Origin of the sequence: Citrobacter sp. wls716 (assembly GCF_005280975.1) — a bacterium.
In the GTDB taxonomy this organism is placed as follows: domain Bacteria; phylum Pseudomonadota; class Gammaproteobacteria; order Enterobacterales; family Enterobacteriaceae; genus Citrobacter; species Citrobacter youngae.
This window is the reverse complement of sequence record NZ_SZWX01000021.1, coordinates 443,023-468,458: the sequence shown is the minus strand read 5'-3', so window position 1 is coordinate 468,458 and position 25,436 is coordinate 443,023. Positions and strand designations below refer to the sequence as shown.

General features: G+C 48.6%; 28 protein-coding genes. 13 read left to right on the top strand and 15 right to left on the bottom strand.

Annotation, left to right across the window (positions count from 1 at the left end):
* Positions 1 to 2: 2 nt before the first annotated feature.
* The 3 genes from exoX to FDX24_RS04940 all read right to left on the bottom strand — a co-directional run bounded on the left by exoX (position 3) and on the right by FDX24_RS04940 (position 1,681).
* Complete coding sequence (gene exoX / locus FDX24_RS04950) at positions 3 to 665, bottom strand: exodeoxyribonuclease X (protein ID WP_137345917.1); 663 nt, start codon at positions 663 to 665, stop codon at positions 3 to 5.
* A gap of 22 nt (positions 666 to 687) precedes the next feature.
* Positions 688 to 1,344 (bottom strand): carbon-nitrogen hydrolase family protein, encoded by a 657-nt coding sequence (locus FDX24_RS04945; protein WP_061068070.1) that lies wholly within the window; start codon positions 1,342 to 1,344, stop codon positions 688 to 690.
* 106 nt (positions 1,345 to 1,450) lie between these two features.
* Positions 1,451 to 1,681, bottom strand: coding sequence for a DNA polymerase III subunit theta (locus FDX24_RS04940; RefSeq protein ID WP_005120732.1), 231 nt, complete (start codon positions 1,679 to 1,681; stop codon positions 1,451 to 1,453).
* A 142-nt stretch (positions 1,682 to 1,823) separates the two neighbouring features.
* On the opposite strand from FDX24_RS04940, the gene yobA reads away from it, so the two are divergent.
* From yobA to pphA, 5 genes are all read left to right on the top strand, one after another.
* Complete coding sequence (gene yobA / locus FDX24_RS04935) at positions 1,824 to 2,198, top strand: CopC domain-containing protein YobA (RefSeq protein ID WP_115643275.1); 375 nt, start codon at positions 1,824 to 1,826, stop codon at positions 2,196 to 2,198.
* 3 nt (positions 2,199 to 2,201) lie between these two features.
* The gene (gene copD / locus FDX24_RS04930) at positions 2,202 to 3,074 is read left to right on the top strand and encodes a copper homeostasis membrane protein CopD (protein ID WP_137363912.1); all 873 of its coding nucleotides are present in this window, start codon (positions 2,202 to 2,204) and stop codon (positions 3,072 to 3,074) included.
* Between the two features lie 20 nt (positions 3,075 to 3,094).
* On the top strand, positions 3,095 to 3,433 hold the full coding sequence (locus tag FDX24_RS04925; RefSeq protein WP_137363911.1) for a YebY family protein: 339 nt from the start codon (positions 3,095 to 3,097) through the stop codon (positions 3,431 to 3,433).
* A 623-nt stretch (positions 3,434 to 4,056) separates the two neighbouring features.
* Positions 4,057 to 4,839: an HNH endonuclease gene (locus FDX24_RS04915; RefSeq protein ID WP_137363910.1), complete on the top strand. Its 783-nt coding sequence runs from the start codon at positions 4,057 to 4,059 to the stop codon at positions 4,837 to 4,839.
* Positions 4,840 to 5,084: 245 nt separating this feature from the next.
* On the top strand, positions 5,085 to 5,726 hold the full coding sequence (gene pphA / locus FDX24_RS04910; protein WP_061068066.1) for a protein-serine/threonine phosphatase: 642 nt from the start codon (positions 5,085 to 5,087) through the stop codon (positions 5,724 to 5,726).
* On the opposite strand, the gene FDX24_RS04905 is transcribed toward pphA, so the two are convergent.
* Positions 5,727 to 5,918, bottom strand: coding sequence for a YebW family protein (locus FDX24_RS04905; RefSeq protein ID WP_048211387.1), 192 nt, complete (start codon positions 5,916 to 5,918; stop codon positions 5,727 to 5,729). It lies immediately after the preceding gene.
* 72 nt (positions 5,919 to 5,990) lie between these two features.
* Positions 5,991 to 6,908 (bottom strand): LysR substrate-binding domain-containing protein, encoded by a 918-nt coding sequence (locus tag FDX24_RS04900; protein WP_061068065.1) that lies wholly within the window; start codon positions 6,906 to 6,908, stop codon positions 5,991 to 5,993.
* Between the two features lie 69 nt (positions 6,909 to 6,977).
* Here FDX24_RS04900 and FDX24_RS04895 point away from each other — a divergent pair, with 69 nt between their 5' ends.
* The gene (locus tag FDX24_RS04895; RefSeq protein WP_116359891.1) at positions 6,978 to 8,216 is read left to right on the top strand and encodes a nitrate/nitrite transporter; all 1,239 of its coding nucleotides are present in this window, start codon (positions 6,978 to 6,980) and stop codon (positions 8,214 to 8,216) included.
* 27 nt (positions 8,217 to 8,243) lie between these two features.
* On the opposite strand, the gene FDX24_RS04890 is transcribed toward FDX24_RS04895, so the two are convergent.
* The 4 genes from FDX24_RS04890 to yebS form a co-directional block, all read right to left on the bottom strand.
* Positions 8,244 to 8,480 (bottom strand): YebV family protein, encoded by a 237-nt coding sequence (locus FDX24_RS04890; protein WP_170973054.1) that lies wholly within the window; start codon positions 8,478 to 8,480, stop codon positions 8,244 to 8,246.
* 100 nt (positions 8,481 to 8,580) lie between these two features.
* Entirely contained in the window at positions 8,581 to 10,002 is a 1,422-nt protein-coding gene (rsmF, locus tag FDX24_RS04885; protein ID WP_256373160.1) for a 16S rRNA (cytosine(1407)-C(5))-methyltransferase RsmF, read from the bottom strand.
* A 138-nt stretch (positions 10,003 to 10,140) separates the two neighbouring features.
* Positions 10,141 to 12,774 (bottom strand): PqiB family protein, encoded by a 2,634-nt coding sequence (locus FDX24_RS04880; RefSeq protein WP_061068062.1) that lies wholly within the window; start codon positions 12,772 to 12,774, stop codon positions 10,141 to 10,143.
* Positions 12,743 to 14,026: a membrane integrity lipid transport subunit YebS gene (yebS, locus tag FDX24_RS04875; protein WP_121584744.1), complete on the bottom strand. Its 1,284-nt coding sequence runs from the start codon at positions 14,024 to 14,026 to the stop codon at positions 12,743 to 12,745. Before yebS ends, FDX24_RS04880 begins: the two co-directional genes overlap by 32 nt.
* A 127-nt stretch (positions 14,027 to 14,153) precedes the next feature.
* Here yebS and FDX24_RS04870 point away from each other — a divergent pair, with 127 nt between their 5' ends.
* From FDX24_RS04870 to htpX, 4 genes are all read left to right on the top strand, one after another.
* Positions 14,154 to 14,651 carry a GAF domain-containing protein gene (locus FDX24_RS04870; protein ID WP_137363907.1) on the top strand — a complete coding sequence of 166 codons (498 nt, stop codon included), beginning with the start codon at positions 14,154 to 14,156 and terminating at the stop codon, positions 14,649 to 14,651.
* 96 nt (positions 14,652 to 14,747) lie between these two features.
* The gene (gene proQ / locus FDX24_RS04865) at positions 14,748 to 15,434 is read left to right on the top strand and encodes an RNA chaperone ProQ (protein ID WP_003833781.1); all 687 of its coding nucleotides are present in this window, start codon (positions 14,748 to 14,750) and stop codon (positions 15,432 to 15,434) included.
* A gap of 19 nt (positions 15,435 to 15,453) precedes the next feature.
* The gene (prc, locus tag FDX24_RS04860) at positions 15,454 to 17,502 is read left to right on the top strand and encodes a carboxy terminal-processing peptidase (protein ID WP_048211395.1); all 2,049 of its coding nucleotides are present in this window, start codon (positions 15,454 to 15,456) and stop codon (positions 17,500 to 17,502) included.
* 192 nt (positions 17,503 to 17,694) lie between these two features.
* Positions 17,695 to 18,576, top strand: coding sequence for a protease HtpX (gene htpX / locus FDX24_RS04855; protein ID WP_137363906.1), 882 nt, complete (start codon positions 17,695 to 17,697; stop codon positions 18,574 to 18,576).
* Between the two features lie 98 nt (positions 18,577 to 18,674).
* On the opposite strand, the gene FDX24_RS04850 is transcribed toward htpX, so the two are convergent.
* The gene (locus FDX24_RS04850) at positions 18,675 to 19,262 is read right to left on the bottom strand and encodes a hypothetical protein (protein WP_137363905.1); all 588 of its coding nucleotides are present in this window, start codon (positions 19,260 to 19,262) and stop codon (positions 18,675 to 18,677) included.
* A 42-nt stretch (positions 19,263 to 19,304) separates the two neighbouring features.
* Positions 19,305 to 19,724, bottom strand: a complete 420-nt coding sequence (locus FDX24_RS04845; protein WP_137363904.1) for a hypothetical protein — start codon at positions 19,722 to 19,724, stop codon at positions 19,305 to 19,307.
* 208 nt (positions 19,725 to 19,932) lie between these two features.
* Here FDX24_RS04845 and FDX24_RS04840 point away from each other — a divergent pair, with 208 nt between their 5' ends.
* Genes FDX24_RS04840 through FDX24_RS04830 form a run of 3 tightly spaced genes read left to right on the top strand, consistent with a single transcriptional unit; the run spans position 19,933 to position 23,064 of the window.
* Positions 19,933 to 20,466 (top strand): SycD/LcrH family type III secretion system chaperone, encoded by a 534-nt coding sequence (locus FDX24_RS04840; protein WP_137363903.1) that lies wholly within the window; start codon positions 19,933 to 19,935, stop codon positions 20,464 to 20,466.
* Positions 20,447 to 22,246, top strand: a complete 1,800-nt coding sequence (gene sctE / locus FDX24_RS04835) for a type III secretion system translocon subunit SctE (protein ID WP_137363902.1) — start codon at positions 20,447 to 20,449, stop codon at positions 22,244 to 22,246. The genes FDX24_RS04840 and sctE overlap by 20 nt, the downstream gene beginning before the upstream one ends.
* Before the next feature lie 26 nt (positions 22,247 to 22,272).
* Complete coding sequence (locus FDX24_RS04830; RefSeq protein WP_137363901.1) at positions 22,273 to 23,064, top strand: IpaC/SipC family type III secretion system effector; 792 nt, start codon at positions 22,273 to 22,275, stop codon at positions 23,062 to 23,064.
* A 77-nt stretch (positions 23,065 to 23,141) separates the two neighbouring features.
* Here the strand turns inward: FDX24_RS04830 and FDX24_RS04825 are convergent, their stop codons facing one another.
* Genes FDX24_RS04825 through sctI form a run of 4 tightly spaced genes read right to left on the bottom strand, consistent with a single transcriptional unit; the run spans position 23,142 to position 25,428 of the window.
* On the bottom strand, positions 23,142 to 23,801 hold the full coding sequence (locus tag FDX24_RS04825; protein ID WP_101742242.1) for a type III secretion protein HrpE: 660 nt from the start codon (positions 23,799 to 23,801) through the stop codon (positions 23,142 to 23,144).
* On the bottom strand, positions 23,794 to 24,330 hold the full coding sequence (locus tag FDX24_RS04820) for a hypothetical protein (RefSeq protein WP_137363900.1): 537 nt from the start codon (positions 24,328 to 24,330) through the stop codon (positions 23,794 to 23,796). Before FDX24_RS04820 ends, FDX24_RS04825 begins: the two co-directional genes overlap by 8 nt.
* A 58-nt stretch (positions 24,331 to 24,388) precedes the next feature.
* The gene (sctJ, locus tag FDX24_RS04815) at positions 24,389 to 25,120 is read right to left on the bottom strand and encodes a type III secretion system inner membrane ring lipoprotein SctJ (RefSeq protein WP_137363899.1); all 732 of its coding nucleotides are present in this window, start codon (positions 25,118 to 25,120) and stop codon (positions 24,389 to 24,391) included.
* Positions 25,117 to 25,428, bottom strand: coding sequence for a type III secretion system inner rod subunit SctI (gene sctI / locus FDX24_RS04810; protein WP_202927569.1), 312 nt, complete (start codon positions 25,426 to 25,428; stop codon positions 25,117 to 25,119). Before sctI ends, sctJ begins: the two co-directional genes overlap by 4 nt.
* Positions 25,429 to 25,436: the final 8 nt, after the last annotated feature.

Genomic DNA, 25,436 nt, shown 5'->3' with positions numbered 1-25,436 from the left:
ACTCAGGCGTTATCCAGATAGTGTTTCAGCGTTAGGCGCAATTCCGGGCTCATATTGTCAAGGTTGTTAAACAGCCAGCGCAAATAGCCCGGATCGCGTTCAGCGACTTCAGATACCGGTTTCCCGCGGTATTTTCCGAAGGTAAATGTGGTTAGCAACGCAGGACGACCGGTGACATCGGCCATTTGCTCCGGGGTCCAGCCGGACGTCTTCATAATGTCGATCAGCAGTGCCGCTGTGATGTAGCAGTCATAAAGCGCGCGGTGGTGGTGCAGACCAGACGGCGTCTGGACGCTCAGCTTGCGGGATTTATAGAGCGCCATATTGCTGTATTTGATCCCCGGCCACAGACGGCGGGAAAGCTTCATGGTGCAAATCCATTCTCCTGGCATTTCGGGCAGCACACGCCGATCAAAACTGGCGTTATGCGCCACGTACCACTCGCTGCCGTAATAGTGCGGGATGACATCTTCAATCCACGGTTTATCCGCTACCATCGCTTCAGTGATGTGATGGATAGCCATGGCTTGTGGACTGATGGGACGGTCAGGACGCACCAGATGGCTCATGGGATTGACGATCGTTCCGTCAACGACATCGACAGACGCAATCTCAACAATGCCTCCCTGCAGACCACAGGTTTCTGTATCTATTATGCGCAACATGCCGGGCTCCAGACCAAAACGACTAGCGTAATGGAATGATATCACCTTGCCAACCCCGTGGCGTGCGTTGTCCGGTTAACAGTAACGAACCGCTGTCTGCGCGTACAATTAACCGACCCCCTTCATCCCACAACGCGCTGCTGCCACGTGCATTGGCCATCAGCACCGCAATGGCGAATTTATGTGAAAAACTTTGCAGGCGCGAAGCGGAAGAGAGCAGTTCTGGTTCGCTGACGGACTGACAGGTTGTGAACAGCGAAAATGTCGGGTCGATATCAATACCTTCCGGCTGACTGTCGACAACGCTGATGGCATTTTGTTGCCTGGCGATACAGGCGCCATGGCTTTGATGAAACATTAACGGCGAGGTCATCCAGGGAGAGAAAAGCGCTATTCCCTTCACAAAGCGATCGTGATGCTCTACCGACAACCCGGCAATGATGGTCATACGATACGTGGCCGCAGCGTGGGCGAGGGGTTGCAATAACTCTTCATCAGGTGGGGCTGGGAGAGCGTCGTCTTCGTCCACACATCCCAACAGGGACAATGATGGAAAAACCAACAATTCGCATTGGCATTTAGCCGCTGCCTGAATGAACTGCAAATGATGGGCGACGTGTTCGCTTAATGATCGTTGAAGTGGTTCGTACTGCGCTGCAGCAATTTTCCAGTGTGACATAATGATTTCCTTTTCATAGTGTCTACAACCATCCTTAAATAGTAGATTAAGAATGTACTTATACTGTAGCAGGCATCATGTAAGGAATTGTAACTTAATATAAGGTTTATTTAACTTTAGGCTCGTAAGGTAAACGTGACAGGGAAACAGAAGCTAAACGGTGCGCGATCAGGCGTTCACGGAACCAGTCGCGTAAATGTGCAGGCTGTTCACGCTCGACTACTTCAGCAACGACAGGCATGTTGTAGCGCTCTTTAAATGCGACACCTGCCGCAGCGAGATCGACGTTAACCTTATCCATTTCTGCTTGCTCAAGTTTGGCCAGATTAATATTCATACGTTTTTCCTCATCTCTCCATTAGCGCGCAAAAGTTACTAAGAGTGTGCATTAATGGCAAGCCTGAAATGATGATTCTCGACTCGATCATTGTAGAAGGTTATTCTCTATAGATTAGACATAACAAAAAGGAATAGTTGAAATGGCTTCATCTGCATCTATGCTTCGCAGCGCTCTCATCGTACTCGCCAGCGTGCTGGCAACGCCCGCCGCCCTGGCGCATGCTCATCTGACAAAACAAAATCCGGCAGCTAATGCTGAGGTTACGACATCTCCTCAGGCGTTGACGCTGAATTTCTCTGAAGGCGTGGAACCAGGATTTAGCGGTGCAACGCTGACAGGTCCAAACAAAGAGCTGATCAAAACGGGCAAGGCAACGCGTAATGAGCAGGATAAAACGCAACTGATTATTCCGCTCGTTCAGTCACTGGAAACAGGAAAATATACGGTCGATTGGCACGTTGTGTCAGTGGATGGGCACAAGACGAAAGGACAATATAGCTTTAGCGTGAAATAACCGATGCTGGCATTTACCTGGGTTGCATTACGGTTTATCCATTTTACCACTTTGATGCTGGTGTTTGGTTGTGCGCTTTACGGCGCATGGCTGGCTCCCGTTTCGGTTCGTCGTTTAATGATGCGTCGTTTTTTGCGTCTGCAACGGCATGCCGCAACGTGGAGCTTTATCAGCGCGACGCTGATGCTGGCGATCCAGGGTGGGTTAATGGGCTCAGGCTGGCGGGATGTTATCTCTACAGATGTATGGGGCGCGGTGTTGCAAACGCAGTTTGGCGGCGTCTGGTTATGGCAGATTATCCTCGCGCTGGTCACTCTGGTGGTGGTTATTATCGTACCGCGTAGCATGCCGCGACGGCTGTTAATGCTGACGATTGCGCAGTTTATTTTGCTGGCTGGCGTCGGGCATGCGACGCTGCATAGTGGTATTACTGGGGCAATCCAGCAGGTTAACCATGCCTTGCATCTGATATGCGCCGCCGCCTGGTTCGGTGGCCTGCTACCCGTACTTTACTGTATGCGAATGGCGCATGGCCGCTGGCGAGAACAGGCAATCAGCACCATGATGCGTTTCTCCCGCTACGGGCATCTTTTTGTTATTGGTGTTTTACTTACTGGTATTATGAATGCGCTGTTTATTGTCGGTTTTTCTGTTCCCTGGCACATGGCTTACGGGCGGCTGCTTTTGTTAAAAGGTGCCCTGGTCATGCTAATGGTGGCGATTGCGCTGGTGAATCGGTATGTTCTGGTACCACGCATGCGGCAGGATAACCGCTGCATGACCCTCTATTTTATTTGGATGACGAAGCTGGAATGGGGTATAGGCGCTGTTGTGCTGGCAATTGTCAGCCTGTTCGCAACCCTTGAACCTTTCTGATTGATGGACTGGCGAAACGCATGAAAAAAATCATTATCTCTTTATTACTCCTGGCAAGCTCCGGAGCCGCGCTGGCTGCGCCGCAGGTCATTACCGTCAGCCGTTTTGAGGTTGGCAAAGATAAGTGGGCGTTTAATCGGGAAGAGGTGATGCTGACCTGCCGTCCGGGCAACGCGCTGTATGTCATCAATCCCAGCACGCTGGTGCAATACCCGCTGAATGATGTTGCCAGACAGCAGGTTGAGAGCGGTAAAACCACGGCAAAACCGATCGACGTTATCCAGATTGATGATCCGGCGAAACCGGGCGAAAAAATGAGCCTTGCTCCGTTTATCGAGCGCGCAGAAAAACTCTGTTAATTGTCAGATGTAGTGCTCTGATTTCCAATAAAAAACCGCAAGGATCTCACAGGAGAACTTGCGGTTTTTACATTGTAGCGAGTGACAATCTCCCTTTTTTTCAGACCACTTTAGTCGCGGACTGGAAAACCTGGCGCTGTCATCTATTCTTAAATGGCAGGGTAACTTAGCCTGCATTAATGCCAACTTTTAGCGCACGGCTCTCTCCCAAGAGCCATTTCCCTGGACCGAATACAGGAATCGTATTCGGTCTCTTTTTATGTGCTTGTTTTCGTTGGGTTTTTTCTGTGCTTTCACGAAATCCCACGAAAATTACTCGAAATTTCCATATCCTGTCTAAACCATAACATATTCTGCACCGCGTGCGTCCAGGTATTTTTGGGTCATTGTTAAATTTTTATGCCCCAGCAGTCTCTGAGCAAAAACCTCTGTGTTCTCTTTTCTGGCGCGAAGACTTGAGACCATGCTTTCCTGCAGACAGAGTACGTAACCTTCCAGAACAGTCGATATGTCCCTGGTGTTGACGGCCACCAGCAGCAGTCCACAGTACCGCATTTATACGTTAAGTTTTATCGTGGGATTGTCGATATTACTCTTTATTGGCATTTCAAAAGGAATAAAAGATGAAATATTTCTATGCTTACCATGGACCCAAAAATACAAAAGATTTTGACTACAGTAATGGGTATGGGGTTGGGCAGGAATGGAAAACCCGTCAAGTGACCCCTGGTGACCGCCTTTTTGTTATTCAAAAACTCTCTGGAAAGCGAGACTTCCAGTTGTGTGGCTTATTCGAAATTATTGATACTTTTGTGGACCCAAACAACGCTTATCCATATCGAGTTCAACTGAAAGACCTATCCACTCTTGATACTTTCCTTCCGGTGGATGAATTGCTCGTTGGTGAACAACTCCCTCCCAGCAAGCGAAAAGAGGAATGGACTAATTTTAAACGACATTTTTGTCATCAGGGAGCTTCATTTGAAGCGCCTTTGTGCGAAGAAATTGTGTCGGTTCTCAGTTTATTGATTGCAATACCTGATTATCAAATGGGGACATATGCTCGCAGGGAAGACGGTCTACGCATGGTTAAAATTCGCCGGGAGCAGGCAAAATTTCGTAAAGCGGTGATGTCGAATTGGGACAATAAATGCGCAATTACCGGCAGTACTTTGGCAGTTGAAGCTTGCCACATAATTAGCCATGCCAATAAAGGCTTACCGAGTGTAGAAAATGGCATTGCACTTGCTGCTGATTTTCATAAGTTATTTGATAGTGACCATCTGAGCTTTCGGGATAATCGAGTTATTCTTTCAGAATCTGCCCGTCTCGAACCACGATATAAAGATTTTCATGATACTGAACTGCGGAAGCCACTGAAACCCGTTGATCTATCAGTGAAATAACGGATCAACCAGGCAGAATAATAGTAACACTATTAAAACGTGAAGAAACCCTATCGCAAAGGCGAATTGTGGGTAGCATCCACAGCATAGTTATTCTGGGCTGCATGACATCGACAGCAGAGAGTTTGTAGTGATGTCAAATCGTACCCTGCGCAAATCATCGCGTGTCGTATGCGGTTTACTCCTCGTTTCATGCCGCTATTGCTAAAGTTATAGGCAGGCAATATCCGAGAGTAGAAGGTCATATGGGGCTGTCTGACAACGTCTACCAGAGGGTCGAAGGAACAAACTGGCGTCACATCTGGGTCGTGGGAGATCTTCACGGCTGTTTTTCTATGCTGATGGATAAACTGCGCCAGTGTCGGTTTGATCCGTGGCGCGATCTATTGGTTTCTGTCGGCGATGTTACCGATCGTGGGCCTGATAGTCTGCGCTGTCTACAGTTGCTTCGCCGAAACTGGATGATAGCGGTCAGGGGGAATCACGAGCAGATGGCGTTGGATGCGCTGGTAACGGGGGATCTGCAGCTGTGGTTTATGAATGGGGGCTCGTGGTTTGCGCAGGCAGCACAACCCGCGGCAAGATTTGCTCTTGAAGCCTGTCAGCAATTACCGTGGATTCTGGAACTGCATTGTCAGAATGGCGTACACGTGATTGCCCATGCCGATTACCCGGATGATATTTATCTGTGGCGAAAAGAGGTCGATTTGCAACGGGTGTTGTGGGATCGTGCGCGATTAATGAATAAAGGCAGTGGAATTCATGGCGCAGATCACTTTTGGTTTGGCCATACTCCCCTGCGCCATCGGCTTGATCGCGATAATCTGCACTATATTGATACCGGCGCGGTATTTGGCGGTGAGCTAACGTTGGTGCAGTTACAATAATTAGAAATCACTATATTCCTGAGCAGGACGCCAGAAGCTGTCGATATAGTCTTCGGCCGGCAAGCATCCGCCGTTGCGAATGCGCTGATCGTCCATCGAAATTAAGCACTGCCGTTCTGTATTGTAGACATCAACCACGATATCTTCACAACCGCCATCCAGGTAGCAAACAAAAAGAATCAGCGTGAACATTCCATCCTCAAATTGTATTGCCGTATCAATAGTGTAGAAGAAATTGCAGTTAATGGGGCGGGGAGAAATAAGTTAACGCGTCACTGTGTACTCATTCGTGAAGGGCAGGTACGTTTCACCGGGCAGTTCGAAAGATTGCAACCAGTGGGTAAATTTTCTTACGGCCCCATCTTGCCTGTCATTCCACAGCAGAGAATAGGTTCCGGTATCGATAGTCAAATCGCCAAATGGCGCAACCAGCCTTCCTGTTTTCAGGTGTTTTTCACAGAATAAATAGGGCATTACGGCCAAACCCAAGCCATCTTCAGCCGCCTGCATTGCCGCAAATGTATGATCCAGCGTGATAATCTGGTTACTTTCTTGATGATCATTTGGGAAATGGCTATGCCAGCGTTTCCAGAGATCGTTACGCGCACGAATTTGAATTTTTATATGATCGTCCAGTTGATCTGGCGAGACCAGAGGTCGGCTGTGCAGGTACTGCTGGCTACAAACCAGCAGGCTTGATTCCCGAAGAAATGGAACAGGTTTAAGCCCGGAAAAATGTGCCGGATCCCGGCGAATCGCGACATCAAAGGGAGAAGCGAAGCTAACGGGACCAATGCTGGTGGTGACATCGACGGTGAGTTCAGGGTGGATTTCATTCAGCTCAGCCAGTCTTGGCATTAGCCAGTGCATGGCGAATGTGGGCAGGCACTGGATGGTTAACCTTCCCGAAAAGGTGTTAGCGCTGACCTCTTTTTCTGCCTGCGCAAGTTCATCGAGTAACCGTGTTGCGACGCGGGAAAAGGTCTCGCCGGCACTCGTCAGCCTGACAGATTTGTGTGCACGATAAAACAGTTGTACGCCCAGTTGTGCTTCCAGTGCGCGGATATGTCGGCTGACTGCTCCTGTGGTGATAAACAGTTCATCAGCTGCCGCACTGAAGCTGCTTCTACGCGCAGCAGCTTCGAATGCCGGCAAATGGGGGAGCGAGAGTAATCGTGTCATTGGTTGAGTCTAACTCAACCAATTGACGCAATAAAGATCGTTTGTCAGCCTCTTCCCCTTGCTCATAACATGGCCCGTAACGCTCTGGTTCATTATCGATATTCACTTTTTCTGAAGGCAATTTTAGTGAAAGCATTCAATTTGTTTTGCCTTGGACGGGCGGGGACATGCCTGGGGACAATGGCTTTTGCTGGTGCACTTCCGGTAATACGTGAAGAGTGGCATATAGACGCCGCCGCTGCGGGAACAATACAGACGGTATTTAGTATTTCAAACGCCTGCGCCTTATTTGCTGCCTCCTGGCTGTGCGACTATCTGGGGGCTCGCAAGGTGTATCTCATTTTCTCGTGGTTCGGTGTGCTCGCTTTATTGCTTTTTGCCTGTTTTGCCCGCTCTTATTCCTCCGCTCTGGTCATGATGGCCTTTGTCGGATTGACCCAGGGTGGGGCCTACACGCCAGCGATGATGTTGGCTATGGGCATGAACAGCGTGCCCAAACGTGGACTTGCCGTTGGGATGATCCTGGCCGCAGGTTCGTTTGGCTACCTGCTGTCTGTATTTATCTCCGCCTGGGGAGCATTGCGCTGGGGAGCTTCCTTTGCGTTCTCTTTATGTGCCGCAGGCGCATTGGTTGGCGCGGTATCCGGTTCAGTGGCGTTATCCGGCTATCAGGAAGACATGTACAGGACGCAGAAGCAGGGGGGATCGGCAAAGAGCCATGTTCTGTCGGTCGGCGCGATACTGCTGATGGTAGGTTATATTGCGCATTGCTGGGAGTTACTGGGGAGCTGGGCATGGACCCCCAGCCTGGTGACGAATGCGCTGCAAGCCTGGCAGATGGAGCCGATGGCCACCGGGTTGATCGTCGCCTGTGCTGTACATTTATCGGGGATGTTCTCGACGCTGATTGTAGGGGCAATCTCCGATTATTTTAATCGCGCATCGGTGTTGATTTTTATGGGCGCTGCCGGTGCGTTGAGTTCACTCCTGATGGGATTATCGGTTTCCTGGGGGGCGGGGTGGACATTATTGTTCGCGTTTATGGGGAGTTTCTTCATTCTTGGTGATTCAGGCGTCTTATCTGCCGCGATTGCCGATAATGTGCCTCAGGCAAAGCTGGGGAGTGTGATGGGATTGCGGTCGCTGCTTGGATTTGGCGTGGGGTCTCTTGCGCCTTTAACATTTGGTGTGGTGATGGATTCAACGCAAAGCTGGGAACTCGCTTATAGCGTGCTGGCTGCGGGGGGAACCATCGCTTTCTTCTCCGCCTGCGTACTTAGATTCAATTGTTTTAACGCCAATAAATAACCCGTCTGGCGACGGGTTCTTTTTGAATCAGGCAAAGCGCATGACCCAGGCATCTGACTTACGATCGTAGTGCTCGCGGAATAGAACGGAATGTTCTCCATTGAGAAGGGCCGGGACGCTGGTGTCGGCATCCCAGGCGTCCAGTTGCATACATAAATCCGGATCGGATTTACAAGGAATGGTTAACGTTCGGTTCCCCGGCGATTCGCCATGTAACTCGGCGTCGTCGATTTCAAAAGCGCCAATGCGCACACTGGTTTTCATCATCGTGCTCTCCGTTGATTTGCGGGTTGTGGTACGACCAGTTAAGCCGCCCATTTTTCAGCGTAGTCAACGTGGGCAAAAGCGCCAGTAAAAACGTGCGTTATCCTGTAAAGAGTTTTCCATCCCGGACAAGATCGCGTGGATAACTGTTCTTCAACCGTGATCCAATACGTTTTGCCAGTCCAATCGGCTGATGCTGGAACGTGACCAGTACATCGTCGGTTGTTGGTGAGGTTTGCGGGTAGACATCTCTGCCGCGATACCACTCTTCCGCTTCTTCAAGCGTCAGTTCAAACGCATTGTGATGTTCTGGGTTAGCAAGGGCGATAACTGCCTCATGCTGCCAGCGGTAACCCTTATTGTGGGTTTCAGCGAGTTTAATCCCGAGGCGGGAAAAACGGACTTTACCAATCAGCTGTTCAATGTCTGTCGGGAATAACCAAATTTCTTTATCACGCTGCCAAAGGCGCAGATTGTCTTGCCATTGCAATCCACAGGCGGTAGCAGCCTGGGTGATTTGTGCGGCTTCCCGGCTTTTCAGCGGGCTGAAGGGGAAATTTCCCACCTTATATTTCGGCGCAGGCAGTGCAGGGATAGGGGCTGTTTTTCGCAAACGCGCGACAAAGAATCCTTCACAGTCATAAATTTGTGGGAACACGTGCAGGAATCCCTCAGGTGTCAGGGCGCGTCCGGCCTCCGGAAATAAATCACCCAGAGGAAGAAACTCGACGGCGTCCGGGTAAGTCTCAATCAACCACTGCATGACGTTTTCATTTTCGTCACGGTTAAGCGTACAGGTCGAGTAAACCAACGTGCCGCCGGGGCGCAGAGCGTGAAAGGCGCTGTCGAGCAGTTCGCGCTGAGTTGCGGCTATTTCCAGATTACTTTCTGGCGACCAGTTTTTTAGCGCATCGGGGTCTTTACGCATCACGCCTTCGCCGGAACATGGGGCGTCCAGCAAAATGGCATCGAAGGATTCAGGCAACGCTGCGCCAAATACCCGGCCGTCAAAATGGGTGAGCGCGACATTGGCTATCCCGCAACGGCTGATATTGGCATGCAGAACTTTGACGCGACTGGCGGAAAACTCATTCGCCAGAATCGCGCCCTGATTATTCATTTTTGCGGCAATTTGCGTGGTTTTAGATCCGGGGGCTGCCGCAACATCCATGACACGTTGCGGAGTATTACCTTCGGCAAACAACGCGGCGACTGGCAGCATTGAGCTGGCTTCCTGAATATAAAACAGACCGCTTAAATGTTCTGCGGTGCTGCCGAGCGGTACAGACTCTTCATCGTTGCGCTCAATCCAAAAGCCTTCAGCACACCAGGGAACCGGAGTGAGTGACCAGTCATAAGGCGCGGTTAAGTCGAGAAAATCAGCAACGGAGATTTTCAGCGTATTGATGCGGATACTGCGGCGTAATGGACGCTGGCAGGCTGCGAGAAAATCTTCAAAAGAGAGCGTGGAAGGCATTGCTTCACGCATTTGTGTCAGAAAGGCGTCAGGAAAATAAGCCACTTGGTACCACCGGCAAAAAAACAGGTGCGCAGTGTAGCATATACCCTCAATAATTCGAGTTGCAGGACAACTATGCGCCTACTTGAAGTATGACGAGGCTAACCGCTCCGGCGCGAGTACGCCGGAGCAGGGAAAAGATTAGCGTGGCAGGGCGGTTCCCCACTGACGCCATTCTTTCGGCTCACTCTCCAGTAGCAGGAAGTGTTTACCCGCCTGCGCTTTCGGTGCCAGTGGCGTACCTGGTGGGGTGGCAAACGCGATACCACCGCGAATGAATTGATTGAAGGTACCTGTCTTCACGACGCCGCCGGTGAGGCCGAAATCGAGATTGTATCCAGATGCCAGCCAGAACACGGAGTTATTGCGCACCAGGTGCTGGTAGCGCTGACTGATGCGCATGGCCACCATCACGCGATCGGACAGTGAACCCAGCGTCAGACCCGTGACGGTCCCCACTTCAATACCTCTGAACAGAACCGGAGTACCGATATTGAGTGATCCTGCTTCTGGCGCTTCTACCACAATACTCAGACCATCAAGGTAGCGTGAATCAGTAATCGTCGCTTCCTGCAGTTCAAAATCACGGCGCGGGTTACCGCGCCCTGGTTCCACGTTAATGTATGGCTGTAAGATAGTATCCAGATGCTCTACACCTGCCGCCGAAATTTGCGGGGTAATTACCGAGAATCGTGTACCGCTTCGCGCGAAGGTCTGCACGTATTCCGGATACAACACCGCTTTGGCTTGCACTTCGTTACGGCTGGTGAGCAGTTCAAGGGTCTGGATCTGACCAATATCAATCCCCAGGTAGCGAATTGGCATCCCTGCGGCGAGTTTCCCAGCGTCGAATGCGTGCAGAGTAATCTGTCCACCTACCGCACGTGCAGCGGTCTCTGACGCGTACAAAATACGCTTGTCGCCTTTGCGCTGGCTGGCGCTGGCACCGCTCAGGTTATCGAAGCTAATCGCCCCTTTTAGCGCCCGCGACAGGGGAGATGCCTGTACGGTCAGGCCGCTGCCGTTAAGCTGAACTTTTGCGCCACCTTCAGCCCAGAACACGCTGTTGCTGGTTAACAGATTGCGGTATTCCGGTTTGATATGCAGATCGATATCAAACGCGTCGGCACGAGGGCGTACGCTAATGACTTCACCGACGTCGAATTTACGGTATAGCACCACTGACCCGGCCTGCACATCCGGTAGTGTCTCGGCGCTCAGGCTGACGGTGGTGGTGGGCAGATCGCTCAGGCTGTTCTCAATTGCTTTTTCGAGGTTTGCATACAGTGGATAGCTTTTTTTCATTTCACCTTTGGTACCAGGCAAAATGCGAATACCGCCGCTTATCCATTCGCTGGCGCTGGCGCCAAGGAACTCAACGCCATCAATGCCCACTTTGACATCCACTCGACTATTAACCACGAATTTGCTGTCACCTTGCACCAGTGCACGATGCTGCGGCTCGATAGCCACGATAAATGAAACGCCATCGCTTGATAGCTTACGTTCGATAACCTGACCGACCTGCACGCCATGAAGGATCAGCGGCTGGCCAGCATCGATGCCGTAACTTTCCGGGGCGGTCAGTGTAAGTGTCATAACGCCGGGATCATGAAGCAGGGACTGTTCACCGGGGATCACCACAAACTGGCTACGTGGCTCGCCTTCGCCGGGCACCAGTTCAAACGTTTTCCCTGTTAACAGCGAGCTCAGGCTCATATCGTTTAATGATAATTTGGGGCTTTGTAACTCAATGCGCGTGCCGTCGCGCAGCAGCGTTACAACGCTGGGGTCGACGGTCATTTCACCAGTGACTTTACCGCCTGGATTCAAATCCAGCCGGGTCAGTTGACCGACTTCCAGGCCCTGATACATCAGCGGGGTTGATCCAGCCTTCAGGCCATCGCCGCTGGGTAGTTCCAGTTTGACGATCACGCCACGTTGGCTGTGGGCGAGATCCTGATATAACCCAAACGTGTCGTCGGCGGCGGCAGGTTGTGAATCTTCTGGGGAGTCAAAGGCTATGGCGCCATTGACCAGCGCGGCCAGACTTTCCAGTTTTACCTTTGCGCCGCTCAGGCTGACATCCGCATTCACGCCAGACACATTCCAGAAACGACTGCCTTTTTTCACCAGATTGGTAAAGCGGCGCTCAATCAGTACATCGATGGTTACACCCTGATGATTGGGGTTGATGGTGTAGTCATAGACCCGGCCTACCGGGATCTTGCGGAAATAAACCAACGAACCGCTGTTGAGAGAACCGAGGTCGGATGCTTGCAGGTGCAACATCAAATCGCCATTATTCAGCCGATATTTTGGCTGCGTGTCGAGCGCGACGAAATGATCTTCCGGCTCGCCGGTGCCCGGCATCATCCCGATATAGTTCCCGCCAACCAGTGCATCGAGGCCAGAAACGCCCGCCAGTGATGCCTTCGGCGTGACCAGCCAGAATTGTGTGTCTTTGCGCAGGGCATCTTTCATGGTGGACTTAATGCTGACTCGAACTTCAATTTTGCGCAGATCTTTACTCAGGCTGATATCCTGCACCGTGCCAACTTCGACACCCTGATAGCGCACGGGCGTGCGTCCTGGGACAATACCGTCCGCGGACATAAAGTCGATGGTCACGGTATTGCCACGATCTTCATAGCTGCCCCAGATGAGCCATCCTGCAATCATCAGTGCGATGAACGGCAGCAGCCAGAACGGAGAGATACGGCGTTTTGTTTTAATCTGCGCTTCAATCTGCGAAGCGGGCGTTTCCTGACTCATGTGCATCCCAAAGTAAGCGGCTGTCCAGCCATTCCACTGCAAGAATAGTCAATATTACCGCTGCACCGAAATAAAACGCAGCCGGTCCCATAGTAAAAGCAAGTATCTGATCGCGATTTATCAGCGACATGGTTAAGGCGATAACAAACAAGTCCAGCATCGACCAGCGACCAATCCAGGTCACCATACGGAGTAGCAGGATGCGGGTGCGCAACCCTTGTTCACATTTAAACTGGATACTGAACAACAACGTAAACATCACAATCACTTTGGTGAAGGGCACCAGGATACTGGCGATAAAAACAATGGCTGCTACACCAACGTTGCTGTTCGCCAGGGACATGATGCCTGTCAGGATAGTGTCTTCCTGGCGGGCACCGTTAACATAAATTACCGAGATGGGCAGCAGATTAGCAGGCAGCAACAGGACAATCGAGGCCAGCAGAGCTGCCCAGCACTTTTGGATGCTCTGATTTCTGCGCCAGCGTAATGGAATATGGCAACGGGGACAGCGGCCTCGGGCATCAGGATAACCTGTAAAGTGACAACCGAGGCAAACACGAAGCTGTCCGTCGGGGCGGCGTGCGGGCCTTTGTGGATAAAAGCGTTCCCATAATTGCTCAACATTGAGGTGCGACAGCGTCAAAATGCTCAGGATCACCAGCGCAATAAAAGCATAGAGTCCCACTCCAGGCAGCAGAAAAGCGTAGTCCTGCACTTTGATCGAGGCGACGCCGATACCGACAAGATAGATATCAAGCATGACCCACTCTTTAAGCCTTTCCAGCATCAATAATACTGGGCGCAGGTTCATACCGAGAATATTGCCAAACCATAAATAAGCGATTGATGAAACGAGTATTACGGGAGCGCCAATGACGCAAAACATCACGAAGGATGCGGTCAGCGGATCGCCTTGCCGGGTCATCTGCCAGATGCCCTGTACTACATTCGCGTCAATGCGTATGCCTAATAGATAGATGTGCAGCAGCGGCTCTCCCCACGCAAAGGGCATCAGTAACAGCATGGTGAAAGCCATTGCTGCCAGTCGCGTTAACGACCAGTCACGGCCGTCACGAATTTTGGCCTGACAGCGTGGGCAGAATGCACTTTGGTGCGAACGCATTTTCGGCAAGCTAAACAGCAGGTCACATTCAGGGCATCGTTGGTAATGCGCACGGGGTAGCGCTTCACCAATGGATCTGATCGCTATTTTTTTAGTCGGCGTGATGCGTGGATGAGTAAGGGCCATGTATCGCGAATCAAGTGTTGAAGTAATGTTATCTTAACCCATGATGGGAATGATCTTGAGCATTTACGCATTTAATGTTTATTTTAGTAGGCTGCAGTTTTAAGTAAGACAACTAAGTGATTACATAATGAACAAAATAGAGCTATACACGGATCTGAACCGTGATTTTCAGGCATTAATGGCAGGTGAAACCAGTTTTCTGGCAACGTTGGCGAATACCAGCGCGTTATTGTACGAACGTCTTGCAGAAGTGAACTGGGCAGGTTTTTACCTGCTTGAGAACACTACGCTGGTGCTCGGTCCCTTCCAGGGGAAAATCGCCTGCGTACGCATCCCGGTAGGGCGCGGCGTGTGCGGTACTGCGGTGGCGCAGAACCAGGTTCAGCGTATAGAGGACGTGCATGCCTTTGATGGCCATATCGCTTGCGATGCCGCCAGCAATGCGGAAATCGTTCTGCCGATTACGGTTGAGAATCAAACTATCGGCGTGCTGGACATTGATAGCACAGCGTTTGGTCGCTTTACAGAAGAAGATGAACAGGGTCTGCGGACGCTTGTGGCACAGCTTGAAACCGTGCTTGCAACGACGGATTACAAAAAATTCTTTGCGACCGTCGCAGGATAATCAACGGATAACGTAGCAATTACTGATGACGTCATTATAATGACGCCTGTTCATGCCTGCGCTTGTTGGCTACGTCCGTTGTAATCAGGAAATTTCATGGAAAATCAACCTAAGTTGAATAGCAGTAAAGAAGTCATCGCGTTTCTGGCCGAACGCTTCCCGCAGTGTTTTAGTGCGGAAGGCGAAGCGCGCCCACTGAAAATTGGCATTTTTCAGGATCTGGTAGAGCGTGTTGAGGGCGAAATGAACCTCAGTAAAACACAGCTCCGCTCTGCCTTACGTCTCTATACTTCAAGCTGGCGCTATCTGTATGGCGTTAAATTGGGCGCAACGCGTGTCGATCTTGACGGCAACCCTTGTGGTGAGCTGGATGAGCAGCACGTTGAACATGCGCGCAAACAGCTGGAAGAAGCTAAAGCCCGCGTTCAGGCGCAACGTGCAGAGCAACAGGCGAAAAAACGCGAAGCGGCCGCTGCTGCTGGTGAAAAAGAAGACGCACCGCGTCGCGAGCGCAAGCCGCGTCCTGCTCCGCGTCGTAAGGAAGGCGCAGAGCGTAAACCTCGCGCTGAAAAACCAGCAGCAAAAGCACCGCGTGCTCCTCGTGAAGAACAGCATACCCCGGTATCTGATATTTCAGTGCTGACGGTAGGGCAGTCTCTGAAGGTGAAAGCAGGTAATAATGCGATGGATGCCACCGTATTAGAAATCACCAAAGATGGCGTCCGTGTACAGCTGAATTCGGGTATGTCTTTGATTGTACGCGCAGAACACCTGGTGTTCTGAAACGGAGGCCAGGCCTGGCATGAACACTTTTTTTAGGCTTACTGCGTTAGCTGGTCTGCTTGCATTTGCAGGCCAGGCACTCGCTGTGGAAGACATCACGCGTGCCGATCAAATCCCCGTTTTAAAGGAAGAAACCCAGCATGCGACGGTAAGCGAACGTGTGACATCGCGTTTTACGCGTTCACACTATCGCCAGTTCGATCTGGATCAGGCGTTTTCGGCGAAAATTTTTGACCGCTATTTGAATCTGCTCGACTACAGCCACAACGTGCTGTTGGCGAGCGATATCGAACAGTTTGCAAAAAAGAAAACGGTCCTCGGTGATGAACTGCGTAGCGGTAAGCTGGATGTCTTTTACGATCTCTATAATCTGGCGCAAAAGCGCCGGTTTGAACGTTATCAGTACGCATTAGGCGTACTGGCACGTCCAATGGATTTCACCGGTAACGACAACTTTAACCTCGACCGGAGTAAAGCTCCGTGGCCGAAAAGTGAAGCAGAGCTTAACGCGTTGTGGGACGGCAAGGTTAAATTTGACGAACTCAGCCTGAAGCTGACCGGTAAAACCGACGCTGAAATTCGCGAAACGCTGACGCGCCGCTACAAGTTTGCGATTCGCCGTCTGGCGCAGACCAATAGCGAAGATGTGTTTTCTCTGGCGATGACGGCTTTTGCCCGTGAAATCGACCCGCATACTAACTATCTTTCTCCACGCAATACCGAACAGTTCAATACGGAAATGAGCTTGTCTCTTGAAGGTATTGGCGCAGTGCTGCAAATGGATGATGACTACACCGTCATTAACTCCATGGTTGCGGGCGGCCCGGCAGCCAAGAGCAAAGCGATAAGTGTTGGCGACCGTATTGTCGGCGTAGGCCAGACCGGAAAAGGTATGGTCGACGTGATTGGCTGGCGTCTGGATGATGTTGTCGCGCTGATCAAAGGACCAAAAGGCAGTAAAGTTCGCCTCGAAATCCTGCCTGCCGGTAAGGGAACCAAGACGCGCATCGTCACGTTAACGCGTGAACGCATTCGTCTCGAAGACCGCGCTGTTAAAATGTCGGTGAAAACCGTTGGTAAAGAAAAAGTCGGCGTACTGGATATTCCTGGTTTCTATGTTGGCCTGACGGATGACGTCAAAGTTCAGCTGCAGAAACTGGAAAAACAGAATGTCAGCAGCGTGATTATCGACCTGCGTACCAATGGTGGTGGCGCACTGACCGAAGCGGTCTCGCTTTCCGGTCTGTTTATCCCTTCTGGTCCGGTGGTTCAGGTTCGTGATAACAACGGCAAGGTGCGCGAAGACAGCGATACTGATGGCGTTGTTTACTACAAAGGTCCGCTGGTGGTACTGGTTGACCGCTTCAGTGCTTCGGCATCAGAGATTTTCGCTGCGGCAATGCAGGATTACGGCCGTGCACTGATTGTCGGTGAACCGACGTTTGGTAAGGGTACCGTACAGCAGTATCGCTCTCTGAACCGTATTTACGATCAGATGCTGCGTCCGGAATGGCCGGCGCTGGGTTCTGTTCAGTACACCATTCAAAAGTTCTACCGCGTTAATGGTGGCAGTACGCAGCGTAAGGGCGTAACGCCGGATATCATCATGCCGACAGGTAATGAAGAAACCGAAACCGGTGAGAAGTTCGAAGATAACGCGCTGCCGTGGGACAGCATTGATGCTGCAACCTACACTAAGTCAGATAATCTGACGCCGTTCGGACCTGAATTGCTGAAAGAGCACAATGCACGTATTGCGAACGATCCTGAGTTCCAGTACATCATGAAGGACATTGCGCGTTTCAATGCGATGAAGGATAAGCGCAACATCGCTTCTCTCAATTACGCTCAGCGCGAGAAAGAGAATAACGAAGATGACGCAATGCGTCTGGCGCGTATCAACGATCGGTTTAAACGTGAAGGCAAACCACCATTGAAGAAACTGGACGATCTGCCGAAGGATTACCAGGAGCCGGATCCGTACCTGGATGAAACGGTAAAAATCGCGCTCGACCTGGCGCATCTTGAGAAAGAGAAGCCAGCGGAACAGCCCGCAACCACTCAATAACCTCATACAGGCACAAGAAATTGTGCCTGTTTTTTTAACAAACGCATGAAGACGTCAGTCTGATACGATAAAATGTAAAGTTGTGTCTTTCTGGTGACTTAGCACCTATGGATGCTTGAAAATAGCCGTAAGACCCATACGATATGGGTAATCGCATAGTGCGTTTTGTTAAATTGAGGTTAAAAGAAAATTATGATGCGAATCGCGCTCTTCCTGCTGACGAACCTGGCTGTGATGGTCGTTTTCGGGCTGGTATTGAGCCTGACAGGGATCCAGTCAAGCAGCGTTCAAGGCTTGTTGATCATGGCACTGCTGTTTGGTTTTGGTGGTTCCTTCATTTCGCTGCTGATGTCCAAATGGATGGCGTTAAAGTCCGTTGGCGGGGAAGTTATTGAGCAGCCGCGTAATGAAAGAGAACGCTGGCTGATGAATACAGTCGCGAATCAGGCCCGCCAGGCCGGGATCGCTATGCCGCAGGTTGCAATCTACCACGCGCCTGATATTAACGCGTTTGCTACCGGTGCACGCCGGGATGCTTCGCTGGTGGCTGTGAGTACCGGCCTGTTGCAAAACATGAGCCCTGATGAAGCCGAAGCCGTTATCGCGCATGAGATCAGCCACATTGCCAATGGCGATATGGTGACCATGACGTTAATTCAGGGTGTGGTGAACACCTTTGTTATCTTTATCTCGCGTATTCTGGCGCAGATTGCCGCTGGGTTTATGGGCGGTAACCGCGATGAAGGTGAGGAAAGCAACGGTAATCCATTAATCTATTTTGCGGTGGCGACAGTGCTGGAGCTGGTGTTCGGTATTCTGGCGAGCATTATTACCATGTGGTTCTCACGCCATCGTGAATTCCATGCGGATGCAGGTTCTGCAAAGCTGGTTGGTCGTGAGAAGATGATTGCCGCATTGCAGCGTCTGAAAACCAGTTATGAGCCGCAGGAAGCGACCAGCATGATGGCGTTCTGCATCAACGGTAAATCCAAATCGTTGAGTGAGCTGTTTATGACTCACCCCCCTTTGGACAAACGTATTGAAGCGCTGCGCAGTGGGGAATACCTGAAGTAAGTTACCTGTATTGATAAAAGGGTCACATCGTGACCCTTTATTTATTAGCCCCAAACTACCGCCGATAGTGGGAGTATGGTCATATCCCGAGGAAAATGCTATGCAGATGGATTAATTTCAGGGAAGGTGGTTTTAACGTATGCAATAAATTTTTCATATGTGGAATTAATAGCCACTCTAACTGAATTATCGCGGCCCTCCCCCTTAAAACTGCCCGTCTCAGTATGACAGGATTTTACAAAATCATTTGCAACTATAATAGCCTGTCCGAAAAAAGTAGAAGCAAAATCCTTATCAAAAAAAATATTCTTATTTAAGTTTGTAGTGAAAGCCTTATATAAGGATAATGTCAGCTCGCGGTCATTTACTGGTAACTCCTGAAGCCGTTGATTCATATATTCATTAAAAGCAGGTTGCTCAAGCCTGGCGATGCTAGCGTCACTGATATGCACTGATCGAGAGGACGACAGAAATCTTTTGATAATTTGGCCTGCTGCATTACCTTGCTCACTAATTGCCATATTAATGTCAGATGTACTATATTCGGTGTTCAATATGTTAGTTAAAGAGGTCCTGATTGTATCAACATCAAGATTTGTAGTCTGTCTGACCGGTGACTCATTCAATTTAGTATATTTATTAAGCATTGCATTGAAAACAGGATTTATTGTATCAGCATCGACCATTTCTGCACAGGTTTCTACGCAGTTAATAACTGCTTTACCATTTTAGACCTGAGCAAAAAAATTGGTTTTAAATTCCTTTATTTTGTCTTTTAGAACATTATAAGCCTCTAAATTTTTCCCGCTAAGAGAATCAGTTTTGTATCGATTTTCAAAGGTTATTATGGCTCTATTCATATTTGAGGCTGTGTTTACCTCCAATTTTACACGATTTTCATTTAGAGTCATGATACCTCTATTATTGAACGAATGTATCGGAATATCTACACGATTAGCATTACTACGCGCCAAGTCTGCTGTTGTTTTTTGAAGGGTTTTGCTAATGCTAATATTTTTAGGGACATTAGCGATAGCTGATAAACATGCGGACAGTAAATTATGGTTCTTAACTTCTCTTTGCCTGTATAAATCACTTTTATAATGGCTATAAACATTGTGTGAGTATGTTTTAACTACACTTGGCATATACATCTCCATATGATTTTGTTAATCATCAAGTTTCACGTGTATGATGGCGTCACTGTTGACGGATTTCTTTCAAAAAGTGCCTCAATTTTTTATTTGGCAACCTGAGCGCTAATCTTCTAAATTTTTATTTATTTATTTCAACAATAAATGCGGTGATAATTATAGGAAAACAATTATCTATTATTTGTATGGATCTAAATTTATTATGGACAATGAAAATGATGTGTTGATGGAGGATCTTCTCAGCAAGATCTCTGCAGAAAATCGCGAACAGTTTATTGAAGATTTATTTGAGTCTGGCGCTACCCGCAAACAGCTGTATGGCATTCCAGATAGCCTGATGAACGGTTTCTACGCCTGTGCATACGAGTATTACCAAAAAGGAGAAATTGATAAAGCGGAGCACTTTTTTAAATTTTTAATGATGTATGACTTCTATAATCCTGATTACGCATTTGGCCTGGCCGCCGTTTATCAGCTAAAGCAGGACTACAAACATGCACTGGATATCTATGCAATTGCCTATGCGCTTGATGATGACAATCTGCGCGCCATTTTTGAAGCAGGGCAATGCTATATGCACTTGCATAACTATTCGAAAGCACGCGACTCATTTGAAGAGGTCGTGGCTCACGAAAAGGATCCTGAGCTGGTCAAGCGTGCCGAAGTGTATCTTAAAGCGCTAACAAAGATTAACGACAGTGATGAGGATCATAACCATGTACGGAATAACAAATAAGCCTGTCACGCTGGTTACCCAGCAGGTAACCAGTGAAGGTGATGTCGAAAGAGCAACTACCGCGAAAAAGGACATTAGTTCTACAAGCAGCAGCGATGGAAATGCGGCGCAGAAAATAGTCCAGGAAAAATTGGTTACGCGCGCAGAGAAATCGGTTATGACCAGTGAATCATGGAAACCAACGTTGCGTTCCCCTGAAAGTGTGACGCTGCGATCATCCCTGCAAGCTGAATCGCAGTCAGGTGAGACCAATAGTGCGATGCCTGGAGGGAGCGCACAATCATCGACCTATTCCCTCGCCGTTGTTTTGGCCACGTTAGCGGTAAAACTGGGTGATTCAGCTGTGGTAGGGCAGCTGTTTCGCGCTACGGCGACACAGTTGATGGGAAAAGGATCCTCCGCAGCACTTAATCAGGCTTCACAAGATGTTGAGAATGCACAGCAGGCAGTTACACAGGCAAACTCAGATTACACTGAGGCCGCAAGGGAGAAAGAAAAGGCTGACAGTAAGTTGACTGCAGCTGAAAAGGCGCTGGAAAGTGCCGATCAGACCCTGAAGTCTGCAAATAGCGAGCTTGCTGACGCGAAAGAAGATGCTGAGAGGATTTATCAGGTGGCGGTCAAGGGCTTTACCATTGATCCCAATGAATTGAGCGAGGCCCAGGACCGCGTGAAGAAAGCGCAACAGGCTGTGGATAAGGCTTCGGAGGGGTACCAAACGGCGCTGAATACCAGAGACAATGCGCGAGAGGCGGTAAAATCTGCCACCGCAAATATGGAGCAAAAGCAGCAAGTGCTGGTGGCGGCAAATCAGACGTCAGCTGCGGCGGAGGATCGCTTAAACACCCTGACGGCTAAAATTCAGAACATGAACAACACCAGTAAAGTTAACAACGCCAGTGATACCGGTGGGATTAATTCAGTTGACCTTATGATGGCACAGTTAGTGACTATTTTAGGTAAATGTAACGAAGAAACCTTAAAGACGAATATGGAGCTGGCAAAAAGTCAGCAGTCAGCCAAACAGGCTGAACTGGCAAAGGAAACTGAGAAATCAGATAAAATCGCGGAAAAACAAAAAAGGATGCATAAGATTTTTGGTGCTATCAGTAAAGTAATTATGTGTGTGACGATGATAGCCGGTGCCATTTCAGCACTATTTACCGGTGGTGTTATGGCAATTTTGTTTGTTGCCAGCACGGCCCTTATGATATCGGATCAAATTACGAAAGCGGCAACGGGTGAGTCCTTTATGGCTAAAGCGATGAATGCCGTTGTGAGCGAATTTGCTAAAATGTTTGAAGTTATGGGAGCGGATGAGCTTGTTGCCTCTATTCTTGCATCAATAACGATGTTATTAACAACGATTGCCGCTATGGTAGTGCTGGGGGGCGGGGCAAAATTATTGGGTAATAAATTCGCAAGCAATATGACAAACTCGGTGTTGCGAGGCTTGTCAAATCACGGAGAATCAGGTGCTGGACGCATTGTAAAAATTGTGTCTAAACATACATTCAGAACTTCGCTAGCAGCCAGCGGCATTAATAATGGCGCTTATTCAATTACCAGCGGTGTTTATGAACAACAACGCGATAATATTTCAGCGAAGCTGATCGAAATTATGAAAGATAATGATTTTGTAAAGAGATTTATGGATATGATCGTGGACAACTACAGTAACACGATGAAAACCATGACCGCGATTATTAAAAATGAAACGGAAGCAACGGGTATGTCTATGCAGGCGGGTAAGCAAATTCTGGCACATACCCGTGCGTAATTATCATAGAAACGGAGATAAATAGCATGGTTGGATCGATTAAATCAGTAGTAACGGGCAATATATATCTTAATGCTGGTGATAATACGGATATTGTTCTGACGGAAACTACGCAGAACGTTAACGATACGCAGGTCTACCAGACGTTAGTGAAATTGGTTAGCGATGGCTACAAAGGTGTGGGCGGGACTAAAGAAGACAAAGCCGCAGTACGTAATGAGGCTCAGCAACTTCTTAGTCAGTTACATAGTGGTTTAGGCAGCAGCGATACCAGCACAGGTAATGTGATAACAGTATCAATGCCAAAAGCCAGTTCGCTGCTAACGCTGTTGATTGCCATGATAGAATCAGAAAATGAATCTTCAATTGCGGGTTATAAGATGTCCGGTGAGCTCGGTGTCATCAGTCAGGATTTCACCAATGCTGCGGCAGATGAATTACGCGAGCAGGGGATATTGGCTTTGTCATCGGGTATTACTAGCGGTACTACTCAGATGGTTGCTTCGGGAGTGGGGATTGGGACGGGTTTCTTAAAAAATCAGGCGCACGCTTCTGCTTTCAGCCAAGGGGCTATGGGATTGGGACGAGGTCTTTCTGAGGCAGAACAAGGCTCGTTTGGTATGGAGACGAAAAATTCTGAAGCCGAGCAGACATCCCTGCAGGCAAGTAGTAAAATGATGGATCAAACTATGGAGATGAGCAAAGAAACAGCTCAAAAAGCGGCGCAAGTGATGAGTAGTCTTCTTTCTCTGATGGCTGATGTACGCCACTCGTCAGCAGATCTGGTTTCTACAGTCAGTAGCAATCTGAAAGCCTGATTGCTAACCGAAATATAAAAAAGGCCCGATATGTTTCGGGCCGTTATACGTGCTTAAAAATCAGAGAGCTAAATCGATTATTCCAAAACAGACTCTACTGCCTGCTGACGATATTCTTCAAGGCGTTCAGAAATATTCAGCGTAGCAAAAGAGGCGGCAATAGCTAATTTAGCCAGCTGGGATGGCTGGCGCTGAAAATTACAGCACCATATTTCCTGTCCGTATTCTACCCGTAACTCTTCAGCTTGACATGTTCGAAGTTCAACATCAATTCCGGACTGCTTAAAATGGTCACTGATGGATTTGGCTGAGCGAATGGCATAAGCAGGGAATGAAACGATAGCTTTGTAGTCCGTAATAGCATCACGTGATAGATAATGAGCTAAAAGTGCGAGTATATTTTCTATACCGGCCTCACTGGCAAATAATTGCTGCAACTGTTTCTCCAGTTGCAGTTGCGAACGTTGCAACAACTGTGATGTTGCAGATTCAACATTGCTGACGTAATCGACTACAGTTTGTGATGCCTTCTGTATTCCCTGAGTATAACCTTCTATCCAGGCAAGAGAACGCAATTCATCAGCCTCGTTTCTTGCATCACGGAGAATATGTTGAGCATGCTTTCTGGCAAGCAGCTCAAGTCTGGATGCACTGGTCGCTGAATTCAGCCATTTCGCTTTGATAAGTGGGGTATCTGGCAAATGATACTGCTTCGGAAGTGATATTTGTCTAAGCATATTCTAAGGCCTGCAAAAAAAGAAAGTATTCTTCAGAATAGATTTGGTCATCTCTGATATCTGGCTCTTGACATTCATCAGAGAAAAATAAGGCCAGTAGAGGGACAAGAGGAGGGGGAAATCGATTGTGCATTGCTTTTATCAACAATGTGCATGCATACTGTTCAAGCATAACGAGATCAGGTTGGCGATATTCCTCGTTTATGGGTAAAGATGAAAACCAGGGAATATAAAGGAAAGCGCGCTGTTTGGCCGTTAAAAGCGTGAGGGCGGCGGGAAACCGCACGAACATAGGAGCCAGTTGCCGTGATGCGGCCATTATCGCTGCACTATAGATTTTGTCCCAGCGAGAAATAAAAAACATATTTTGTTCAGAGAGTTGTAATAGGTCAATATCAATAGTGTTATGTGGCAACAGAAGTCTGTTTACAATAGTACGTGGCACATTGCGCAATTTAGCTACTCTGGTAATATTTGCCCAGTCAGCCGGCATTAGCACAATTTTGCTAAGCATAATTATCTCATTCATAGCTTATCCAATAATTAGCGACGAAAAGACATCGTCGCTAATGAAATATTGTGATTGATTACTCTGTCTCTTTCTTAGAAATAAAACGCTGAGATATACGGGGCCAGAACACACCTAGCAAAATCAGAAATAATAGTAGAACTGAACATGCAATGATAACGGTGTATCCCCATAGCGGATGTGAAGGTCTGATACTCACTAACTTAAGCGGCGCGGATTGGCGGAACATAACCACAGATATATTTTCATAGTGCATATCCTGCAATCCGTTCTTTATAAATAGGCGTATCTTATCTGAATATGCTGCCTCATCAATTGTTCCCTGATAGGTTATCAATACTGATGCCACCATTGAAGATGAATCATTATTTTCAGGGCTAATACCAGGATAACTCAAGTGCACTCGGGCGCTGGTAATATGCTCCAGTTCTTGTAGTGACTGACCCAGTCTCTGTTCAATAGCTGAGATCAGTCGTGCTTTTTCACCAAGGGGGGTCGACACCATAGCATCCGCAGGAAATTGTTGCGATATTTCAATATCCTCAGCAGATGGAAGGTTATAAGCAGTCAGTAATACCGTCGCGGAAGCCAGGCTTTCTGAGGAAACCTGAATGGAATATTTTCCTTTGCCACCGTCAACCTTGAAAGCATTGATATTATTCGACTCCAGAAGTGTAATTATTTCGTTAGCTTGCCTTTCAGATAATTGGTCAGCTAATTTTTCATTACATCCGCAAAGTAGAAACATAAGTAGTATCAGCGCAGTCTTTATATTCAATGATTTCATCATGTTTTTATTAATGTTTCGATTGCGGAAACACCCTTACGAGCCAGCGTGCTATATAAACTGGTATCTATAGTATAAGCGCTCAGCTTGTTTTGCCATATTACGAGTTGCTCAGGGTCGGAAGTGACAGCTGGGTTATTCAATGCGGCGGTAATTCTGTCTTTTTCAACCTGGGTACCTGCTGCCAGTCTGGAGACTTCTTCAGCTAATCGTGTATCCAGATCAACCAAATCACCCGTGACTAAAGAGGGTTGTGATTCTGAAAAAGTGGGTGTCTGTAATGACTGCAATGATATCTGATTAATAGACATGCTCACGT

Excerpts from the sequence above, each read along its gene's own strand:
- FDX24_RS04825 (WP_101742242.1), bottom strand. The coding sequence starts at position 23,801 with ATGCTTAGACAAATATCACTTCCGAAGCAGTATCATTTGCCAGATACC.
- prc (WP_048211395.1), top strand. The coding sequence starts at position 15,454 with ATGAACACTTTTTTTAGGCTTACTGCGTTAGCTGGTCTGCTTGCATTT.
- FDX24_RS04890 (WP_170973054.1), bottom strand. The coding sequence starts at position 8,480 with ATGAAAACCAGTGTGCGCATTGGCGCTTTTGAAATCGACGACGCCGAG.
- exoX (WP_137345917.1), bottom strand. The coding sequence starts at position 665 with ATGTTGCGCATAATAGATACAGAAACCTGTGGTCTGCAGGGAGGCATT.
- FDX24_RS04840 (WP_137363903.1), top strand. The coding sequence starts at position 19,933 with ATGGACAATGAAAATGATGTGTTGATGGAGGATCTTCTCAGCAAGATC.
- sctI (WP_202927569.1), bottom strand. The coding sequence starts at position 25,428 with ATGTCTATTAATCAGATATCATTGCAGTCATTACAGACACCCACTTTT.
- FDX24_RS04895 (WP_116359891.1), top strand. The coding sequence starts at position 6,978 with ATGGCCCGTAACGCTCTGGTTCATTATCGATATTCACTTTTTCTGAAG.
- FDX24_RS04900 (WP_061068065.1), bottom strand. The coding sequence starts at position 6,908 with ATGACACGATTACTCTCGCTCCCCCATTTGCCGGCATTCGAAGCTGCT.
- copD (WP_137363912.1), top strand. The coding sequence starts at position 2,202 with ATGCTGGCATTTACCTGGGTTGCATTACGGTTTATCCATTTTACCACT.
- FDX24_RS04870 (WP_137363907.1), top strand. The coding sequence starts at position 14,154 with ATGAACAAAATAGAGCTATACACGGATCTGAACCGTGATTTTCAGGCA.
- yobA (WP_115643275.1), top strand. The coding sequence starts at position 1,824 with ATGGCTTCATCTGCATCTATGCTTCGCAGCGCTCTCATCGTACTCGCC.
- sctE (WP_137363902.1), top strand. The coding sequence starts at position 20,447 with ATGTACGGAATAACAAATAAGCCTGTCACGCTGGTTACCCAGCAGGTA.
- FDX24_RS04945 (WP_061068070.1), bottom strand. The coding sequence starts at position 1,344 with ATGTCACACTGGAAAATTGCTGCAGCGCAGTACGAACCACTTCAACGA.
- htpX (WP_137363906.1), top strand. The coding sequence starts at position 17,695 with ATGATGCGAATCGCGCTCTTCCTGCTGACGAACCTGGCTGTGATGGTC.
- proQ (WP_003833781.1), top strand. The coding sequence starts at position 14,748 with ATGGAAAATCAACCTAAGTTGAATAGCAGTAAAGAAGTCATCGCGTTT.
- sctJ (WP_137363899.1), bottom strand. The coding sequence starts at position 25,120 with ATGATGAAATCATTGAATATAAAGACTGCGCTGATACTACTTATGTTT.
- FDX24_RS04880 (WP_061068062.1), bottom strand. The coding sequence starts at position 12,774 with ATGAGTCAGGAAACGCCCGCTTCGCAGATTGAAGCGCAGATTAAAACA.
- FDX24_RS04850 (WP_137363905.1), bottom strand. The coding sequence starts at position 19,262 with ATGGTCGATGCTGATACAATAAATCCTGTTTTCAATGCAATGCTTAAT.
- FDX24_RS04820 (WP_137363900.1), bottom strand. The coding sequence starts at position 24,330 with ATGAATGAGATAATTATGCTTAGCAAAATTGTGCTAATGCCGGCTGAC.
- FDX24_RS04845 (WP_137363904.1), bottom strand. The coding sequence starts at position 19,724 with ATGCCAAGTGTAGTTAAAACATACTCACACAATGTTTATAGCCATTAT.
- FDX24_RS04925 (WP_137363911.1), top strand. The coding sequence starts at position 3,095 with ATGAAAAAAATCATTATCTCTTTATTACTCCTGGCAAGCTCCGGAGCC.
- FDX24_RS04905 (WP_048211387.1), bottom strand. The coding sequence starts at position 5,918 with ATGTTCACGCTGATTCTTTTTGTTTGCTACCTGGATGGCGGTTGTGAA.
- yebS (WP_121584744.1), bottom strand. The coding sequence starts at position 14,026 with ATGGCCCTTACTCATCCACGCATCACGCCGACTAAAAAAATAGCGATC.
- FDX24_RS04940 (WP_005120732.1), bottom strand. The coding sequence starts at position 1,681 with ATGAATATTAATCTGGCCAAACTTGAGCAAGCAGAAATGGATAAGGTT.
- FDX24_RS04915 (WP_137363910.1), top strand. The coding sequence starts at position 4,057 with ATGAAATATTTCTATGCTTACCATGGACCCAAAAATACAAAAGATTTT.
- FDX24_RS04830 (WP_137363901.1), top strand. The coding sequence starts at position 22,273 with ATGGTTGGATCGATTAAATCAGTAGTAACGGGCAATATATATCTTAAT.
- pphA (WP_061068066.1), top strand. The coding sequence starts at position 5,085 with ATGGGGCTGTCTGACAACGTCTACCAGAGGGTCGAAGGAACAAACTGG.